Annotated in this window: 20 protein-coding genes, 1 riboswitch and 1 other annotated feature; of the genes, 10 read left to right on the top strand and 10 right to left on the bottom strand. The window is 38.7% G+C overall.

The window, feature by feature from the left end; translation table 11 throughout:
• Positions 1–19: 19 nt before the first annotated feature.
• The 5 genes from GYM71_RS01065 to GYM71_RS01045 form a co-directional block, all read right to left on the bottom strand.
• Positions 20–847, bottom strand: coding sequence for a hypothetical protein (locus tag GYM71_RS01065; protein ID WP_220220586.1), 828 nt, complete (start codon positions 845–847; stop codon positions 20–22).
• An 11-nt stretch (positions 848–858) separates the two neighbouring features.
• A complete protein-coding gene (locus tag GYM71_RS01060) occupies positions 859–1,542 on the bottom strand; it encodes a TetR/AcrR family transcriptional regulator (RefSeq protein WP_220220585.1) in 684 nt (227 codons plus the stop codon).
• Positions 1,543–1,682: 140 nt separating this feature from the next.
• Entirely contained in the window at positions 1,683–2,663 is a 981-nt protein-coding gene (locus tag GYM71_RS01055) for a ribose-phosphate diphosphokinase (RefSeq protein ID WP_103752778.1), read from the bottom strand.
• Between the two features lie 128 nt (positions 2,664–2,791).
• Complete coding sequence (locus GYM71_RS01050; protein ID WP_103752777.1) at positions 2,792–3,448, bottom strand: alpha/beta fold hydrolase; 657 nt, start codon at positions 3,446–3,448, stop codon at positions 2,792–2,794.
• On the bottom strand, positions 3,445–4,290 hold the full coding sequence (locus tag GYM71_RS01045) for a glycosyltransferase family A protein (RefSeq protein WP_220220584.1): 846 nt from the start codon (positions 4,288–4,290) through the stop codon (positions 3,445–3,447). The genes GYM71_RS01050 and GYM71_RS01045 overlap by 4 nt, the downstream gene beginning before the upstream one ends.
• A 141-nt stretch (positions 4,291–4,431) precedes the next feature.
• On the opposite strand from GYM71_RS01045, the gene GYM71_RS01040 reads away from it, so the two are divergent.
• Positions 4,432–5,397, top strand: coding sequence for a DUF1002 domain-containing protein (locus GYM71_RS01040; protein ID WP_220220583.1), 966 nt, complete (start codon positions 4,432–4,434; stop codon positions 5,395–5,397).
• Here GYM71_RS01040 and GYM71_RS01035 read toward each other — a convergent pair whose 3' ends face one another.
• Positions 5,398–6,189, bottom strand: a complete 792-nt coding sequence (locus GYM71_RS01035) for a ribonuclease H family protein (protein WP_220220582.1) — start codon at positions 6,187–6,189, stop codon at positions 5,398–5,400.
• A gap of 70 nt (positions 6,190–6,259) precedes the next feature.
• Between GYM71_RS01035 and GYM71_RS01030 the strand changes: the two genes are divergently transcribed.
• Together GYM71_RS01030 and cls are read left to right on the top strand one after the other, a co-directional pair.
• On the top strand, positions 6,260–7,192 hold the full coding sequence (locus GYM71_RS01030; protein WP_220220581.1) for an alpha/beta hydrolase: 933 nt from the start codon (positions 6,260–6,262) through the stop codon (positions 7,190–7,192).
• A gap of 23 nt (positions 7,193–7,215) precedes the next feature.
• Entirely contained in the window at positions 7,216–8,673 is a 1,458-nt protein-coding gene (gene cls / locus GYM71_RS01025; RefSeq protein ID WP_103752772.1) for a cardiolipin synthase, read from the top strand.
• A gap of 108 nt (positions 8,674–8,781) precedes the next feature.
• On the opposite strand, the gene GYM71_RS01020 is transcribed toward cls, so the two are convergent.
• Together GYM71_RS01020 and GYM71_RS01015 are read right to left on the bottom strand one after the other, a co-directional pair.
• Positions 8,782–9,423 (bottom strand): nitroreductase family protein, encoded by a 642-nt coding sequence (locus GYM71_RS01020; RefSeq protein WP_220220580.1) that lies wholly within the window; start codon positions 9,421–9,423, stop codon positions 8,782–8,784.
• A gap of 140 nt (positions 9,424–9,563) precedes the next feature.
• Positions 9,564–10,040, bottom strand: coding sequence for a hypothetical protein (locus GYM71_RS01015; RefSeq protein WP_103752770.1), 477 nt, complete (start codon positions 10,038–10,040; stop codon positions 9,564–9,566).
• Positions 10,041–10,174: 134 nt separating this feature from the next.
• Positions 10,175–10,415: a binding site (T-box leader), on the top strand.
• 58 nt (positions 10,416–10,473) lie between these two features.
• Between GYM71_RS01015 and asnA the strand changes: the two genes are divergently transcribed.
• From asnA to GYM71_RS01000, 3 genes are all read left to right on the top strand, one after another.
• Positions 10,474–11,487, top strand: coding sequence for an aspartate--ammonia ligase (gene asnA, locus GYM71_RS01010; protein WP_220220579.1), 1,014 nt, complete (start codon positions 10,474–10,476; stop codon positions 11,485–11,487).
• Positions 11,488–11,616: 129 nt separating this feature from the next.
• Entirely contained in the window at positions 11,617–12,321 is a 705-nt protein-coding gene (locus GYM71_RS01005) for an NAD-dependent protein deacylase (protein WP_220220578.1), read from the top strand.
• A 112-nt stretch (positions 12,322–12,433) separates the two neighbouring features.
• Positions 12,434–13,213, top strand: a complete 780-nt coding sequence (locus tag GYM71_RS01000; protein WP_220220577.1) for a TerC family protein — start codon at positions 12,434–12,436, stop codon at positions 13,211–13,213.
• 111 nt (positions 13,214–13,324) lie between these two features.
• Here GYM71_RS01000 and GYM71_RS00995 read toward each other — a convergent pair whose 3' ends face one another.
• Positions 13,325–13,696 carry a DUF488 domain-containing protein gene (locus GYM71_RS00995; RefSeq protein WP_220220576.1) on the bottom strand — a complete coding sequence of 124 codons (372 nt, stop codon included), beginning with the start codon at positions 13,694–13,696 and terminating at the stop codon, positions 13,325–13,327.
• Positions 13,697–13,739: 43 nt separating this feature from the next.
• Between GYM71_RS00995 and GYM71_RS00990 the strand changes: the two genes are divergently transcribed.
• From GYM71_RS00990 to GYM71_RS00975, 4 genes are all read left to right on the top strand, one after another.
• A complete protein-coding gene (locus GYM71_RS00990) occupies positions 13,740–14,372 on the top strand; it encodes a DNA-3-methyladenine glycosylase (protein WP_103752765.1) in 633 nt (210 codons plus the stop codon).
• Positions 14,373–14,455: 83 nt separating this feature from the next.
• Positions 14,456–14,632, top strand: a riboswitch (Lysine riboswitch).
• Between the two features lie 111 nt (positions 14,633–14,743).
• Positions 14,744–16,369 (top strand): ABC transporter substrate-binding protein/permease, encoded by a 1,626-nt coding sequence (locus tag GYM71_RS00985; protein ID WP_220220575.1) that lies wholly within the window; start codon positions 14,744–14,746, stop codon positions 16,367–16,369.
• Complete coding sequence (locus tag GYM71_RS00980; RefSeq protein WP_220220574.1) at positions 16,369–17,118, top strand: amino acid ABC transporter ATP-binding protein; 750 nt, start codon at positions 16,369–16,371, stop codon at positions 17,116–17,118. Before GYM71_RS00985 ends, GYM71_RS00980 begins: the two co-directional genes overlap by 1 nt.
• Positions 17,119–17,347: 229 nt before the next feature.
• On the top strand, positions 17,348–17,671 hold the full coding sequence (locus tag GYM71_RS00975; RefSeq protein WP_220220573.1) for a hypothetical protein: 324 nt from the start codon (positions 17,348–17,350) through the stop codon (positions 17,669–17,671).
• 130 nt (positions 17,672–17,801) lie between these two features.
• On the opposite strand, the gene GYM71_RS00970 is transcribed toward GYM71_RS00975, so the two are convergent.
• Positions 17,802–19,019 carry a dicarboxylate/amino acid:cation symporter gene (locus GYM71_RS00970; protein WP_220221160.1) on the bottom strand — a complete coding sequence of 406 codons (1,218 nt, stop codon included), beginning with the start codon at positions 19,017–19,019 and terminating at the stop codon, positions 17,802–17,804.
• Positions 19,020–19,032 lie beyond the last annotated feature (13 nt).

The raw sequence follows: 19,032 nt of genomic DNA, 5'->3' as shown, positions 1-19,032 counted from the left end.
CAAGGAGTAAGTTAAGCAGCTAATTTTCTTGCGCTGTAAATTCCCATAAAATGGCACTTAAAATGTAGAGGACAACCCCCACAATTACAAAATCCAAGAATATACTGCTGCTAATTTCCAAAATATAGCCAAAAACAGCAATTTCCCTGACATTAAAAACTATTGGAATAAGCGCAATTATTCCCGCAATCAGCATTAGCCAAAAACTTGCCCACATGGCCGCACCCGTAATAGTATGGGTTAACTTTTTCGAAGTCATCTCTGTGCGCAAGTCACTAATAAGCGAGCGCAAGCTGATAGCAGCCATTACTAACACAATAATATTAAGCAGCAGTAATGCCGTTGCAACATTGCTGCCCACCATCATTGTATTTAAACTGAACGCATCAACTACTTCATAAGGTGCATTACTGCCCTGCTTTTTTAATTTTTGCTGAACCAACTGAGCATCGCTTGATGCCCCTTGGTCAATATTTAAATCAATGTCGTATAAAATTTGGTTAGCTAAATTAAGATTATTAAACTTAAAAAAAGCACCCAAAGTATAATCAATAATATGATCGGCAATCGGTTGCGTTTGCTTAGTAGTCAAAAGATTGGCATTGCCATTCTTATTGGCCCCAATCTCGCTAGCAAGTGTATCAAAGTGCTTGTTGACCTGCCTAACAATGATGGCTTCATTATTGTCAGTTCTAATCTGATTCTTCATGAAAAAAGGATTGAGAAAAGTAACCGTAACCATAATAAGCGTCACAATTAGATAAATAATAAAGGACAGTACCTTTTGATATTGGTCATTCTGTTCCTGAGTTACTCTGCGCAGATCATCTCGCGCGCCATTTGCCATATTTTTCCTTCCTAACAGACGATCTCTTTTTCTTCATCAAACATCGTATCAATTGCGTGATGAATTGCTTCGATATCAGTTGATTTAATGATCTCATGACCAGCTTCAAGAGCGTGGTTAACCTGTTCTGGGGTGCAATGCAGGAAACTATACATTAATGAACTAGTAGCGTAATCTGCCAGCTGCTCGGCAGATAGACTAAATCTTTTACTGTCATGGTATAGCCGGCCAACCCCAGTTACTACAAATGCAATGCCATACTCTACTTCATTTAAATCAAAAGCATCTTCATCAAAAATTTGGTTATCTTTTACCCAGCTATTAAGCATTTGGCTCCAATTATCAAGGGTCTCGTTACTACTGAAAACTTCAGAAATAATTCGCTTGAGTCCCTTGTCATAGATTCCCAGCATCGCAATCGTATAAATAAAAGCCTTAGTTCGGGCACAAATATTGCCCTCCTTGGCATGGTTGGATTTTCTTACCTGCTCATCCAAGGTATTAAGAATATTACGAACCACGTCATCCGTTAACTTTGCTTTATGGGGATAATATGATTGAAGAAGAGATTTGGAAATCCCTGATTTTTCTGCAATCATCTGAAATGACACATTGTCCATGCCATTTTCCCTAATTAAATGAAAGGTATTACTTAAAATAATTCGTCTTCTCTTATAATTTTTCCTTCGTGCCATAATGGATTCTCCGTTCCTACGCATTTTGTTTTTTATTATACCAATGTTATAAAATAAATAAACAAAAATACATCATAGCACTAAAAAATATTGAAGCAACAACGTTTATAAGTATTTAAAAATAAAAGCCAATTATTAAATTATTTTAAGTCACTTTCACTTAACAAATGCATTGAGCGATCATTATACACATAATTAATTCCACGAGCCAAAAGCAAATCGACGGAAATCCGAACCATTCTGTCTGGATAGTGGCTGTGCTTAATTGTGTCAGTTACCACTATTTGTTCAATTGGCAATTCATTAAGCGTTTCCAGTGCATTTTGTGAAAGAAGTGCATGCGTAGCTGCAACATAAACTTTTTTAGCGCCAGCTGCTAAAACTGATTTAGTTGAAGAAGAAATGCGTGAACCTGTGTCAATCAAATCATCGACAATAATACATTTCTTGTCCTTAACGTCACCAATCATGTCATGCACATCAGTGTCATAACGTTCACGACGCTGGTCAACAATTGCGATTGGCGCATCAAAGAACTGCCCAAAGTTCCGCGCTAATTTTGCTCCTGAATGATCAGGTGAAACAACAACAATATCGTCTTCTTCTTTAGTCGCAATTCCATTATCAAGGAAGTATTGCGCTAACAGCGGCATTGCGTGCAGATGGTCAACCGGAACATTATAAAAGCCTTGAATTTGCGAAGCATGTAAATCTAAAGCAATTAAATGGTCTAAGCCGGTAATCTGCAATAAATTAGCAACCAGTTTAGCTGTAATTGGTTCACGGGAACGTGTCTTAGTATCAGAACGCGAATATGCCAAGTAAGGCACAACAACGTTAATTCGGTGCGCAGAAGCGCGGTGCAATGCATCCAAGACAATTTCTAATTCCATAAAGTTTTCGTTGACTGGATCTTGAATTGACTGGATAACAAAAACGTCACATCCTCTGACGCTTTCACCAATATTAACCTGAATTTCGCCATCGCTAAAATGCTGCACAGCAGTTTCAATTAGCGGTTTTTTCAAAATCGTGGCGATCTTTTCGTTTAAAGCAGGATTACCACTTAACCCAATTAACTTCATTGGATGCATTAACTGAAGAAGTTCTTCTTTGTTCATAGCTACCTCTTTATTTAAAATACTATCTTTGCAAGTCTATTATAACCAAAAAAAGTCCCTAGTGCCTAGAAAAGGTAAAAATCAAAACAAAACGCCGAAAACTTTTTCGACGTTTTGTTAAAAAATATTTATTTAAAAAAATCTTCCATTAAATTAAGAAGTTTAAAACTTTTCACAGCATAACTTTCATGTTTCTGTCTCGGCATTACAAGAAGCTGGCCCTGCGGAATAATCTGACTGTACCAGCGAACATGTTCTACCTTGACCCAGTCTTTTTCACCAACAACACAATACGTTGGAATTGAGATTGCCTTTAAGCTATCAACGGACATAAAGCTTTCGGTCAATTCTACTTCACTGTCACGATTACGCCTCAAAAAGCGCAAAATCCCCTCAGTTAAGTAATGATATGGTCTAATGCCATTGCCATTGACAAATACGCCGGCAACCATCAACTTTTTAAAGGCCTTTTGGTCTTGGCTTGCAAGCATCATTGCAACTAAGCCACCAGCATCAAAGCCAAAACAATAACAGCCCCGAATGCCAACCTGATCAATAAAATCAGCGACATCTTTAACTTCAGTCTGATAATGTTGCGCTATTTCGCCTTCACTTAAGCCGTGTCCGCGCATATCAAGGACATAAACTGTGTAATAAAGTCCAAGCGGGGCAATAATCTGGTCAAACATCCCGCCATCTAAGTGATGACCGTGCAATAAAAGAAGTGGTTCTCCCTTACCCAGTTTGCTGTAATATAATTCGTTACCGTTAACTTTTTCTCTCATCGCTGATCCCTTTCACTAGCCTCAAGCAGCTCTTGCTCAGAACCTTTTTCCTTTTTGTGCTCTTGCCACAAACTACGTATCATCGTTTTAAGGATAATATAATTTGCCCGAAAGTTATCAGGAATCATCTTTAAATTGAAGTTATGGACCATACTGTCTTTGCGCTGCCAATAATGGTATAGCGGCGTGCTGTCACAATAAAAGCCATCTGTTTTAGCTAAATACTGCACATTGAAAATCTGGTCTTCCATAAATGCCAAGTTGCCCATAAAACGCAAGTGATTTTGCCGAACAACGGAAAGCTTATAGCCCTTATTCCATGTGTAGCCTTTAACTGGTGTTGCTAAGAAGTGATTGTCAAATAATGATCCTAGTGGATTGCAGATAAGCTGATAACTGCGCAATTTTTCTTTCATCCCGTTTACTTTCTTCTTAGTTGCTGGCACGGAACCTTTCTTATTTTCGTAATCAAGCCAAAAGCCGCAAGAAACCATTGCTGCTTCGGGATGCTCATGAAAAGCTCGGACAAAAAAGTCGGTATAACCAGAATCTACCCAATCATCACCATCGTGAAAGGTAAAATACGGCGTATCAACGTTGTCGATTCCAACATTGCGGGCATCAGACAAACCGCCATTAGGTTTATTTATAATTTTTAAGTCGTGAAAATCATTCCGGTAACTTTCCGCAATTTTTCTCGTATTATCAGTTGAACCATCATTGACAATCAACAATTTGAAATTCGGGTTGCTCTGTTTAGCCAAGTGTTCTAGTGCTCGCGGCAAATATTTTTCAACATTGTAGACCGGCATTATGACAGTTAATTCAGGTTGCTGAATCATCGCTACCTCCCTCATTGTTTTTTATTATACCATCTAAAATATTAAAAATATCGTAAACCGGATGGTCTAAAAAGCGATTTTAAACTTTTGTAATCAGCATTTAGTATAATTAATAGCAATAAACAAGGAGTTGATTATTTTATGAAAAAAGCAACAACTATTATTACTACTATTTTAACGTTATTAATCGGAACGTTGGGACTATCTCTGCCCCAACAAACAGTCAAGGCAGATGATCTTCCCGTCGTTTGCCTAGGAACTTCTTTATCGGATGGTCAGCGCAGCGGAACAGTTAAAACGCTTAGTGAGCCGTTAAACGGCAATAGTTACCAAACTATTACCATCACAGGAAGCGATTTAGTTAAATATCTTAATCCTTCGGGGGCTAACTTCACCACTAATTCTGGCGTTTGGTCCAGTGCAATGATTCAAAAGACTGCTCAAGGCAGCGGTATTAATGTCAAAATCTTGGATTATCAAGGTAAAAACAATATCACGACTATTACCGCCGATCAGTATAAAAATGCCGCACTAACGGCCGGAATTGCTGATGCAAATATCTATGTGACTAGTGCCGTGCCAATCGATGGCTCTGGTGCTTTAGCTGGTGTCTATGCTGCTTACCACAAAACCGGTGAAAGCCTCAATCAAAGTCAGGTTAACGCCGCCCAAGACGAAATGGGAACTTTAAGTAAAATTACCAAGGAAAACAAGAGTAAAGATGGTTACAGTGACGCTCAATTAAACAACGCCGTTGCCGGTGCCAAACAAGAAATGGGTAAAATTGGCAACAACATTTCTGACAGCCAAATTCGTGACATCGTTAACAACCAAATTAATATTAACCACTTAGGTGATGTTATTAACAATAACCAAAAACAGCAGATTATTAATGTTTTAATTGAAATCCGCAATTCTGGAGCCTTAAAAGACAACAAGTTTAAAGATCAAGCTGGAGCTTTATCCGATAACATCAAAAAAGATGCTAAGGGCATTTTTGACAAAGTCAATACCCCTGAAAACCGCAACTGGCTAGAACAAGCTTGGCAAAATGTAACTAATTTCTTTAGTCACTTATTTGGCGGTACAATCGTCGTCTTTAACTAATCACATTTGGTCCATAAACTTATTTAACGTATGGTCGACAAATTCATTGCCGCGGTTATTATTATGGCCCTTAGTCCATTCGAATTGGGCGCTAGGAAATTGCTCTAGCAACCGGTCCATTTCCTGCCAGCATTCTAAATTGGCAATTGCACCCGGTGTGCTCTTTTTCCAGCCCCGTTTTTTCCAACCCTTGAGCCAGCCTTTAGTGATCGGATTTAACACGTACTGAGAATCGAGGACAAACAATAATGGCTGCTGATTAAAGCCCAGTTGCAGCAACTTTTTCAAAGCTTCAATTAAGGCGGTTAGCTCCATCTTATTATTAGTGGCACCAAATTCACCATTCGAGTCATATGCCGTTTGTTTTTGGTTATGGTCATACCACTCAATTAAATAAGCCCAGGCCGCCTTGTCGGTTGCCTTCACGTGGCCGCCTTTGAAGTTGCCTGTATTGCGGGTTCCACCGTCAGTATAAATCGTGGCAAAATAGTCGCCACTAGTCTCATTTTCTGTTGCAGCATGTGTCTTTTTCTGTTTAGGCACTTGCTGCTTTTTATTAACTGTCTGACTAGCCCGCTGTATTTTGGCAATTGCTTGCTCTAAGGAGTCTTTGTCTTTTTGAAAAACCTGCTTAATTGTTGGCTGATCCCAATCCAAGTAGTCCGTTGCATCCGTAACTTTGCTAAAGGACTTATATTCGGCGTTAGGAAAACCATCAACTTGTTTTTTGGCTGCATCCCATGTGCGATAAACACCCGGTGTACGGCCTTTTTTTACGGCGTAAAATTTCATATGTACCTCTGTCACTATATTTTCGTAGTCAATGTTAAAATGTAGGTAGCTCTATTTTTAAGGTGGTATTATGTTCTTCAATACAAAAAAATATAAAGAAGAAGCTGAGAAGAACCGTAAGCACAATTTATCAAAAGAACCTAGTCGGTTCAACATGATTTCCTTAGCTATTTTAGCAACAATTGCACCAATGCGCATTTTTTTACGCCTACATAAAAGACGGATTGAAGATAATGCTACTGTTGAAAGCAAAACCGGTGACTTTGAGCAAATACCGATTATTTATTTTCACGGCTTCCGTGGCGGTGACTACACCACCAATATTATGGTTAAGCAAGCCTTAAAAGATAAAAATAATGCTAAATTTCTCAAGGTAACCGCTGATTTGCTTGGTAACTTTAAGCTTGAAGGAACATGGACGGGGGATCAAAATCCTATTGTGCAGGTAGTTTTTCGGCAGAGAATTGTCGGTGTCTACGCAATTGATTATTATCTAAGATTAATCCTGCCATTTTTGGCTAACAGGTATCATTTTAAGCATTACCGTGCTGTGGCTCATTCCTTAGCTTGTCCTTGTATTGTGCGAACCGAAATGCGGACATACCACAGGAAAAATTTCCCGCGGTTAACAATGTGCGCATTCATTGCCGGTCCATTTGACGGTGTTACCTATATGGGCGATATTCCCAACGTTAACGGCCTCAATCGCAACGGTCGACCAGCGGTAATTAATTTGCACTATCTTTATTTATTATTTAGGCGTAAAAGGTTCAATCCCGATATTTCGGTTTTAAATATTTATGGTAATGTACTTGATAACACAAATAGCGATAAATTTATTTCTGTTATCTCGGCTAAAAGCATTCGCTATATTCTGGCACCACATGCCAAATCCTATCATGAGGTCGAAATTCGGGGTAAAAAATACGCCGAGCACAGCTGGATGCATGATAATCCGCTGGTAATCAGTATTATTGATAAATTTATTGGACTTAAAAAATAATCTTTTGTTTTTGGAGGAACTACGTGATTCTACTCCGCGATATTATTCGCATTATCATTATTACTAACACAATTTTAGCTTTCTACATCGTCTTTCACCGCCGGCGCTCGGTCTCAACAACTTGGGCTTGGCTAATTATCTTACTAGTTTTCCCTGTTATTGGCATTATCTTGTACGGCTTTTTTGGACGAGGTATTTCGCAGGAAAATATTTTTGCCATTAATAAGCAGCACCATATCGGACTGCGCAATGTGCAAAAGTCAATTACCAAGGCGCCGAGAAAGACCAGTCCTTCAGACACCTCAGGAAAAGCGAGCATGGTTGTCCGCTTTTTTGACCGTAACAGCGAATCGCCGCTCAGCAAAAACAATCACGTTCAGCTCTATACTGATGGTGTACCAATGTTTCGCGACATGATGCGTGACATTGAAAATGCTAAACAGACTGTCAATATTGAATTCTACACTTTTTATAATGATCAAATCGGTAACGAAATTCTTGATTTACTAATTAAAAAAGCTAAACAGGGTGTTCGGGTGCGATTACTCTATGATGCTTGGGGTTCAATGGGTGCAACCAAAACTTGGTTTGACCAGCTGCGTAAGGCCGGAGGCGAGGTTCTACCTTTCATTACTTCACGCAATATGATTACCCGTTACCGCATCAACTACCATCTCCACCGCAAAATTGTTGTCGTTGACGGAAAAACTTCTTGGACTGGCGGGTTCAACATCGGTGATCAGTATTTGAGTCGCAAGAAAAAGTTCGGCTACTGGCGCGACAGTCAGGTGCGAATTGTCGGATCCGCGTCATTGCTTTTGCAAGAACGTTTCGTCATGGACTGGAATGCCTCAATTCAGCAAGAGGATCAGATTATTACTTTTAACACGATGCTCTTCCCTAACTTGGATGAAAATGAAATTCATCCCGGTGATGTAGCCACCCAAATTATTTCTGACGGGCCTGACCGTTACAACGCAAATATGCGTAATGGTATTATCCGGCTCATGTTTCAAGCTGAAAAACGCTTGTGGATTCAAACACCTTACCTAATTCCAGATGACGCGATGTTTGCCACCCTGCAAACAATTGCCATGTCTGGTGTTGATTTGCGCATCATGATTCCGTGCAAGCCGGATCATCCCTTCATTTACCGGGCAACGCAGTGGTATGCGAACGAATTATCTCGCTACGGCATTAAGGTTTATATTTACAATAACGGGTTTATCCATGCCAAAACCATTGTCGTTGATGACGATTTCGCAACCGTGGGCTCAATGAACCAAGATTATCGTTCTTATGACCTAAACTTTGAGGACGTGGCCGTTTTCTATGATAAAAACTTCACTAAGGAAGTTGCCAAATCATTTGAGGACGACATGCAAGTTTCTACTTTACTGACACCAGAGATGATTGAGCAGCAAGGTCGCTGGTTACGAACTCTTCAAAGTTTTTCACGGATGTTGTCACCAATTTTATAAACAAGATTAGCTGTTAATAATACTAAAGATAAAAAGGTAGCCAATTGGCTGCCTTTTTATCTCTTTAACTTGAACAAGGCCTCATTTAGGCAATTTTTATTATGCTCACTAATCCGCAAAGTGATAGACGTCTTCAACTGGATAGCGAATGGTTTTAATTTGCTCTTTCTCAGATTCATTACTTTTACCGATAGCAATCGCCATCACTGGCAGATAGATTTTCGGGTCAAGGTTAAAAGTTCTGGCAATCTTGGATTCATCGTAACCAGCAATCGGGTTAGTGTCGTAACCATGGTGGCGTGCCACGAGCATAAACTGCATTGCAGCAAGTGAGCAGGACCTAATTGCGTCTGTTGCACACATATCATAGGTGCCATTTTCGTATAAGGGAAGAAAAGTCCGCAAAACTTCGTCTAACTTCTCTTTGGTTATGTGTCCCTCTTCATAAGTTTTGTTCCACATTTCCCGGTATTTCTTGTAAGCATCAACACGAGCAAACATTTGAACAATCGCAGAGCAGGTATTCAGTTGTGGATCGTTAAACTTCATCATGTACTTCTTTACTTTAGCGAGACTCTCAGGTGTATCAGCAACTTCAAAGTACCAACCCTGCAGATTGCAGCCCGAAGGAGCGGTAATAGTTTCTTCGAACATTTGCTTGAATTCCTCGCGCGGAATTTTAACGTTCTTATCAAAATTTCGAACAGAATGGCGGTTTTGAACAACATCATTAAAATCATTATTAAGCATCAGTTTCACGCTTTCTAATTTAAAAACACCAATTATAGTATAGTTTACAACATTTTGTGATATTTTTCACTTTTATTGGTAATAAAAAAGACTAGTCCTGCTTATCAGCTAAAACTGGTCTCTTGCTTGCTAAATTATTTTTATAATAAATCCTGAATTTCAATTCTAATACTGCGGTGCGCGTAGCTCTTAATCGTCTCGACGATCTGAGCAACTCCCGTTGAAAATTGGAGATAATATTGCCGATTTTTCTGCGTTGTTAAAATACAAATCACAGCTTTCTTTTTCGGATTAGGCACTCTGATTAGTGTTACCAACGCAATTTCTGAATACGGTACAGTTCGGCGAAAGTAGCCCGACACAACTGCTTTTTTAGGTGCAAACCCGGTAAAGCCGTCAATAATGCTCATCACTAACAGGATCGCTAAAAAAACAGACAGGCCAGGATCACTTTTTTCAATCAGTTGCCAAGCAAAGCCAATCCAAATAAAAATTATCGCCCAAATAATTGATGAGGACCGATAATGTCCCTTTAAGTTGATGTTGGCCTGCCAGTACCAGCTATAGCAAGTATAGCCAAGCAGCAAGGCATCCAAAATAAGATAAAAACTTGCCATAAAATTTCCTCTCAATAAATATTCCTATCCATTATAACAGAACAAGGCTTTTTAGATTGCCAAACCGTTTTTTATTATTTTATATTAATTTTTACTTGCATTTTAATTAAAATAGTTGTTAAATTACTATTAACTTAAATGCAGTGATGAAGACGAGTAAATAATCTATCTCTTAAAGTGAACCGGTGATAGTGGAAAATCGGCAGACCCTGGATTATCGAAAAACACTTCTAGCAGCACACTGAACTAGTAATTAAAGTAGGTGGTGCCGTCTCCAGTACGTTATCAAACTGGTGAAGCATGATTGTGTTTCATGAGTGGCCCAAAGTTTGGGCAATCTAGGTGGTACCGCGGAAAAAGCCTTTCGTCCTTATTTTTATTATTACGGGACAAAGGGCTTTTTCTTTGGCTCAAAAATTTGGAGGTAACTACCATGTCTTTAATTTTGCCAGAAGATTATCAACCAACTTTAACAATTCGTGACACTGAAGCCGCAATTGTCTTTATTAGAGAAAGATTCCAAGAAATATTGGGTCAAAAGCTAAACTTGCAAAGAATGTCAGCACCGCTTTTTGTCGAAAAAAGCACTGGGTTAAACGACAATTTAAATGGGGTTGAACGTCCAGTCGCTTTTGATGCTAAGGATTTGCCTGAAGACGACACAATTGAAATCGTTCATTCACTTGCGAAATGGAAACGACTGGCCCTGAAAAAATATGGTTTTGGCATGCACGAAGGTTTGTATACTAACATGAACGCTATCCGCCGCGACGAAGATCTCGATAATTTCCACTCAATTTACGTTGACCAGTGGGATTGGGAAAAGATTATTGCTAAAAAAGAGCGGACAGAAGATACTCTAAAAGAAACGGTAACTAAGATTTTTGCGGCAATTAAACAAATCGAAGCAGAATGTGCGGCTCGCTACCCTGCTTCAACTTACCGTTTACCCGAAAAGGTGCACTTCGTTACGACCCAAGAACTAGAAGACACGTGGCCAGATTTAAGTCCCGAAGAACGTGAGGATAAAATTGCCCAAAAAGAAAAAGCCGTCTTTATTATGAAAATCGGTGACAAACTAAAACGCAGCGGTGAGCCTCATGATGGCCGGGCCCCTGACTATGATGATTGGCAATTAAACGGTGACTTGATTTTCTGGTATGAACCGCTCGACCAAAAGATCGAAATCTCCTCAATGGGTATTCGTGTCAGTCCTGAAAGTTTGCACGAACAACTGAAAAAGGCTGACTGCCTAGACCGGGAAAAATTGGCATTTCACAAGATGCTTTTAGATGGCAAACTTCCTTACACTATTGGCGGCGGCATTGGTCAATCTCGTCTATGCATGCTTTTACTTGCTAAGGCACACATTGGCGAAGTGCAAGCAAGTGTTTGGCCCCAAGAAATGATTGAGCAATGTCAAAAGCATCAGATGCAAATTTTGTAATTATGTTTAAATTCACACGTTAAGTTACTATCGTGTGAATTTTTATTTACTAAATAAACCTGGTTTAAAGTAAAAATCTTGTAGTAAACTATCACATAGTAATAATTTTGAGAAAGGTCGAAACATTTTATGATTGATTCACAGCAACTTACTGAACTCAAGGCAGATATTAACGCGGCCAAGCATATCACTTTTTTGACTGGTGCAGGCGTATCAACTCATTCTGGTATTCCGGATTACCGCTCCAAAAACGGTATCTACGACGGCGTGAGTGAGAGCCCCGAGACAATTTTAAGTGCAGACACGCTCTACAATCGACCTGAATTTTTTTATCGGTTCGTTATGGACAACATGTATTTTCCAGAAGCTAAGCCTAATAAAATCCACCAAAAAATTGCCGAAATCTGTAATCAAAAAGGTGAATTAATTACCCAAAATGTTGATGGTTTAGATAAAAAGGCTGGCAATAAGCACGTAACCGAATTTCACGGTAGCTTATACGAAATTTATTGCACCAAATGCCACAAATCAGTTACTTATGCGGAATATGCCGACTCTTTTCGTCACAAAGAGTGTGGCGGCATTATTCGCCCCGGAATCGTTTTATACGGAGAAGCAATTAATGGCGATCGGTTAGCTCAGGCAGTTAATGCCATGCAGAATTCTGATCTTGTTATTATTTCGGGTACTAGCTTTGTCGTTTATCCATTCGCTCAACTACTAACATACCGCCAAGCAGGCGCAAAAGTTTGGGCAATTAATAAAACCGCTATCCCGGCAAATGATATATCCGCAATTATTGGCGATGCTCTTGATGTTTTTAGCGCCTTATAAGGTTTTAGCCTGACTGGCTTAGGCTCTTGCAATCAGTAAAACAGTTTACTTATGCTAAAATAGCAAAGCAACGTGACTATCACTTGATTAAACTAGAAAAGAGAACTTTTAAATGGCAATTTTAAAATTGTATGCCCCATTCTTTAGCGCTAATAACTGGCTGCATGTTTTAACTAGCGGTAAAGACTGGCTAATTATTTTAACCTTAATTCTCATGGAATGTCTTCTTTCCGTTGATAATGCCGTTGTTTTGGCAGCACAAACTAAGGTTTTGCCAGATAAGAAGCAACAAGAAAAATCATTATTTTACGGCATGTGGGGTGCCTACATTTTCCGCTTCATTGTAATTGGAATTGGTACATACTTAATTAATTTTTGGGAAATTAAATTGGCTGGTAGTCTCTATCTTTTCTACCTCGCCATTAAGTATTTTTATGATCAGCACCATCCACAAAAAGCTGCAGCCGAAGAAAAGGCTGAAGAAGCCAAAATTGCTAGTCACCGCCCAAAAAAAGGCAAACATTTCCTATCCCTATTTTGGCGGACAGTTATTTCAATTGAAGCGATGGATATCGTCTTTTCAATTGATTCGGTTCTAGCAGCCTTAGCCGTCTCCAGTAATCCGGTCGTCGTTTTAATTGGTGGCATGATTGGGATCTTATGCATGCGAGGTGTAGCTGAGATTATCATCAAATTAATGGATATTATCCCAGAATTGCAACCAATGGCCTATGTTCTTATTGGGATTATTGCTCTAAAACTGCTGATTTCATTGCCACCTCTGCACTATGAATTACCTAATACCGTCTTTGCAATAATCGTTTTTGGCGTCTTGCTGTTAACAATTGCGTTTCACTTTATCCGGATTAAAAAGCACGGCCGCAAGCTATAAATTTTGCTAAGGGCAAAACTACAAGATAAAAAAAGTTAAGCTGCTTTAATGGGCTTAACTTTTTTATTGGCTTTTTTAAGTAAAACAAGGCTGTTATTACTTCACTGTCTACTAGTGCAAATTAACTATTTGCCCTTCAACGTATTCTTTTAAAATCACAGCTTGATTATGCAGTGGGTCCTTTGCTCCGTATAAAAATAAAACATCCTGTTCTTGCAGCTTGTTTTCGACAGTTTTGACAAACTCGGCCCCTGCCGGATTTTCCGCCAATTCTATCAGGTACTTTTGCCTAAACTCAGAAAATTTATTATCATCATGATTGAACCATTTACGTAAAGCGGTTGTCGGTCCAATTTCTTTTGCCCAACAATCAAGGTGCAACACACTTTTACTCTTGCCTCTTGGCCACAAACGGTCTACCAAAATGCGGTAGCCCTCCGGCTGATCTTGAGCATATACACGGACTAGCTTTATTTTTGTCATTACATTCACCTCAATTATTATTAGTGTACTACTTTAGGAAAAAATGAATTACACAACTTATTTTACTAATCAATCAACCGAAACCATCAGTGCTGACTTAATCGGCCGGCCATTAACTTACCGCAGCAATAACCAGGTACTTGGCGGCTATATTGTCGAAACCGAAGCTTATTTGGGTGTTAAAGATCGTGCGGCACATTCATATGGCGGTCATCGCAGTCCGGCAAATGAAGGACTATATGGCCCCGGTGGAACAATCTATATTTATGCTCAAAGGCAATATTTCTTTTTTGACGTAGCAACCAGACAAAAAGATGAACCACAGGGAGTTTTAATTAGAGCAATTGAACCCATCTGGGGAATTGAACAAATGTGTTTAAACCGCTCAGGTAAAAGTGGCATTGCTTTAACCAGCGGACCGGCAAAAATGATGCAGGCATTTGGTATTCATGATAAAAAATGGGATTTACATTTTCTTAGTGATTCCCCTTTTACTATTGACTTAAACGATCGTCACCGCAAAAATGCCCAGAAAATCGCAACTAGTCCACGCATTGGTGTCAACCAGTCGGAACGCGAATGGGCTAACAAAAAATTGCGCTTTTATGTGGCTGGAAATCCATATGTTTCCCGCATGAAAAAGCGTGACTATCGCTCAGATCATGGTTGGAAATGAGATAATGATAAAATAATCTTTAAATGAAAAGATTGACAAGCCTTTGTTTTTAGCCTATTATTTTTCATAAGTTAAATAATTTCCAATGCAATAGAGGTCGCGACCATTACAAAATTATCTTGAGTGAACGAACACAAAGAAAGATAACGTAAGAATTGTCGCCGAAACAAAAAGATTTTCGTTTTGATGTTTTTGTTGGGCTGCAAAGAGAATATCTTGCAGACTGTCCTGGTTAATTCCCAGGGAGCGCTATATGATTTGTCTAAAGATGATTAATTATAACCTCGTTGTTTTGAAGAGCAACGAGGTTTTTGTTTACGCTTTTTATTGTATTGGCTTTATTTGAAACAAGATTTTCGGAGGTTTTCAAAATGAAGTCAAGAAATAAGTGGATTACCGTTCTGCTTTCTGTGCTGCTCAGTTTCATTATCGGCAGCAACTTCGACTTTTCTCAAGTTGAAGCAAAAAGTAATAGCGGTGAACTCAAAGTAGCTATGGAGGCCAATTACCAACCATACAATTGGACCCAAACTACTAACGCTAATGGTGCTGTTCCGATCGAGGGGTCAAACGAGTATGCCAATGGCTACGATGTGAAGATTGCCAAAATTATTGGTAAACAGCTGCACCGCAAAGTCGTAGTTGTCAAAACTGAGTGGGATGGACTGCTGCCAGCTTTAACTAGTGGCAAGGCCGACCTAATTATTGCTGGGATGAGCCCAACGGCTGAGCGGGCCAAGGCAATTAATTTTTCCAATGCATACAGAAACAGCACTTTTGTTGTTATCACCAAGATTAATAGCAAATACGCTAATGCTAAAACATTAAATGATTTTAAGGGTGCGAAATTAACCGCCCAACAAGGTACTTCGCATTATGCTTTGATTAAGCAATTAAAGGGCGCTAAAAGACAGCCAGCAATGCGCGACTTTGCGGCAATGCGCCAAAGTTTAATTTCAGGAACGATTGATGGCTATGTTGCCGAAGATACCGAATCAACTTCCTTTAAGATGGTTGATCCTGACATTAAGGCGATTCCAATTAGCGAAATGGCCGGGTTCAAAGTTTCCAAGGAAGATTCAACTACTGCTATCGGAATTGCTAAGCCAAACAAGCAACTGCTAAAAGAGGTCAACCACGTTTTAGGTACAATTCCAAATTCCCAGCGAACAAAGTTAATGACCACGGCCATTAAGCAGCAGCCAAAAACTGATGATAAGAAAAAGGGTAAAAACGGGAAGTCCGAGCCGTGGCTAGTTTCAATGTGGAAGCAATACGGCGGCATGATTTTAAATGGGATTGGCATGACCCTGCTCTTAGCCTTAGTGGGTACCATCGCCGGCTTCTTTATCGGCCTGTTTGTCGGTATCATCAGAACTATCCCAACTCCAACCAGCCAGGGTAAAAAATGGCTCTTAAAAATTGTCAATTGGCTCTTAGCCGTTTACATTGAGATCTTCCGGGGCACGCCAATGATGGTACAGGCCGCTGTAATTTACTATGGCATAGCCCAATTCTGGCACATTAATATTGACCGAACAATTGCTGCGTTAGTCATTGTTTCGATTAATACTGGTGCCTATTTAGCCGAAATTATTCGAGGTGGGATTATTTCAACACCCGAAGGTCAGTTTGAAGCAGCTAGTGCTTTGGGAATGACACATAATCAAAGAATGTGGCACATTATTTTGCCACAAGCAATCAAGAACTGTTTGCCATCAATTACTAACGAATTTATCGTCAATATTAAGGATACTTCCGTTTTGAGCATCATTTCTGTTTCTGAATTATTCTTTGTCGGAACAACGGTTGCCAGTCAAACCTTCAAGTTCTTCCCGACTTACTTAACCATTTCCGCAATTTACCTGTTGTTAACGTTCACGACTACCAGAATCTTCAATTTAATTGAAAAGCACCTGCAGGGTAGCAAAAACTACAACTTAATGGCAAACCAGGTTCAAGTAGGAGCAACAAAAGACACGGAGGCTAATAAATAATGACTGAAACAAATGAAACTATTTTAAGCTTAAAGCACATTCAAAAAGCTTTTGGTGAACATCAAGTTCTGCGTGACATCTCTCTTGATATTAATAAAGGCGAAATTGCTACGATTATTGGACCTTCTGGTGGTGGTAAATCGACTACTTTACGGTGTATCAATTTACTAGAAGAACCAACCGCTGGCGAAGTTATTTTTCACGGTGAAAATGTCTTAGAGCCAAACTATAATCGGAATATTTACCGGGCCAAGGTCGGCATGGTCTTTCAACAATTCGATTTATTCGAAAATAAAAATGTGCTGGCTAACTGCATGGTCGGCCAAGAACTTGTTTTGAAGCATTCAAAAGAAGAGGCTCGCCAAGTTGCCCTCGCAAACCTTAAAAAAGTTGGCATGGAGCAGTACATTAATGCCCGCCCTAGCCAACTCTCAGGCGGTCAGCAGCAGCGGGTTGCAATTGCACGGGCGATTAGCATGGACCCAGAGATTTTGCTATTTGACGAACCAACTAGTGCACTTGACCCAGAAATGGTCGGCGAAGTTTTGAGCGTTATGCAAAACTTGGCCACTACTGGTTTAACGATGATTATCGTTACCCATGAAATGGCTTTTGCCCGTGATATTTCCGATCAGATTTTCTTTATCAGTGATGGTGTAATTGCTGAACAAGGCAATCCTGACCAATTGTTTAATCATCCGCAAAATGAAAAAACAGCGAAGTTCTTAAGTAACTTCCAGAATAATTAGCTTAAATAAAAAAATGTTTCCTTTCGAAACATTTTTTTATTATATATAATTTGTTTAAGAAAAATTCACTATAACTTATTTTTAGAAGACAACAATGACGAAAGATTACACTAATGAGAGATAAATATTAAATGCTTCTAACTTTGTTACTTATTTCCTTAAAGTGAGATATTTTTGCACAGACCAAAGCTAATTAAATATAGACGAAAAAATATTACAGCTAAAAAATTTGGAGAAAAAGCCACCTACAGCTTATGGTGGCTTTGCCAATCATGGCATTCATACAAGTTCGGTCAATCCTCATATTACGATATCTTTAGGAACCAACGGCAAATATCGGCTTTTCAAAAATGGCAGAGAATTTGATAGTGGTACTTATGAAAATCCAAATGATAACGCCTGCGTTTTGAAACCAAGTAATAAAACTGACGGCGTGATAGTCTTAAGCAATCAAAAATCATATTTATACTATCCTGCCATTAAGAAAAAGCTGTTAGTCATCAATAAACTCCCTGGTGAAACACCTATCGAGCCACTGAAAATCGACAAGTAAAAAACCGCCTTGAACACTGTCTCAAGGCGGTTTTATTATTTTTTTAAAATTAACACTAATTTGAATGGTAGTAAGAATAAAATAAACAACAATTTTTATATACTTACTAAGAACTTACTTTCTCGTAAATTTACTTATTGAATACTTCATAATCAATCGCATTAACTGATTTTCCAACAATTAGCGCAGAATAGACATCAGAATTAACGTTAAGAATTGTTCTGAGCATTCCAACAAACCATTCAACACCTGCAAAAATGGCAATGCTCTCAATCGGCAAACCCATCTGAGGAACTATTATCGCTAAAGAAACTAATCCAGCTCCAGGTACAACAGCATTAGCCAAAGACACAAATGTCGACATTATGATGAGATAAAGAATTTTATCAAAAGAAAAGTTAATATTATACAATTGAGCAATTGTAATCACAGTTATAGCCATATGCATTGCAGACCCATTTGAATTGAGTGACATCCCCAATGGCAACACTAAGTTAGTAATTCGATCCTTTAGCCCTAAACTATTTTTGGCTTCCTTCATCTCAATTGGTAAGGTAATTGCCGAAGAAGTGGTGGCTAATGCCATAATGGACATTTCAGACATATTAGTAATTAGCTTAATTGGATTTACTTTAAGGAATAAGGAGATAACAGCTATCCAAATCAATAGATAAGCAAACGTTGCAAATCCATATGAAAGCAAATACTTTATCAATGGAATAATAATTTTTATACCCAAATTACTAATTGTGGAAGCAATTAAAGCAAAAATACCGATTGGAGCAAAGAACATCACACAAGTTACCAACTGAATAACGACATCATTGAAATCAATTATTAAACTAAGCAATTTTGATTGTGGCCTTTTTACCATAAATCTGCTCAATCCAATTCCAAAAAATATTGCAAAAACAATAATCTGAATAATCGTTCCTTTAGTTAAAGATGCAAAAATGTTGCTAGTGAAGAAATTCAAAACAGTATTATTTAATGAAATAGATTTAAATTTAATTACTTTACCAGTAGCTTTAGTTAACTGGATTCCAATTCCGGGTTTAAAAAGCACCCCAATTATTACTCCAAAAGCAGCTGCTAACAATGAGGAGCTTAAAAAAGTAATAATGGTTTTTATTCCCAAGTTACTTAATTCATCAGGTTTAATACTTCCAACTGCTTGAATAATTTGTCCCAGCACTAAAAGCGGAATTGACATTTGCATTAGTTTCAAAAAAATATCACCGATTATTTTTAAATGTACCGAAACATTCGGCAACACAAAAGCAAAAATTATGCCTAGAATAACTGCTATCAAAATCTGATTAACCATTGATATCTTGACTTTTTTCATCATGATAGCACCT

The sequence above is a fragment of the Lactobacillus panisapium genome (genome assembly GCF_019469265.1).
Classification (GTDB): Bacteria; Bacillota; Bacilli; order Lactobacillales; family Lactobacillaceae; genus Lactobacillus; species Lactobacillus panisapium.
Note: the sequence above shows the minus strand (reverse complement) of the source record. Positions and strands in the feature narration are given on the sequence as shown.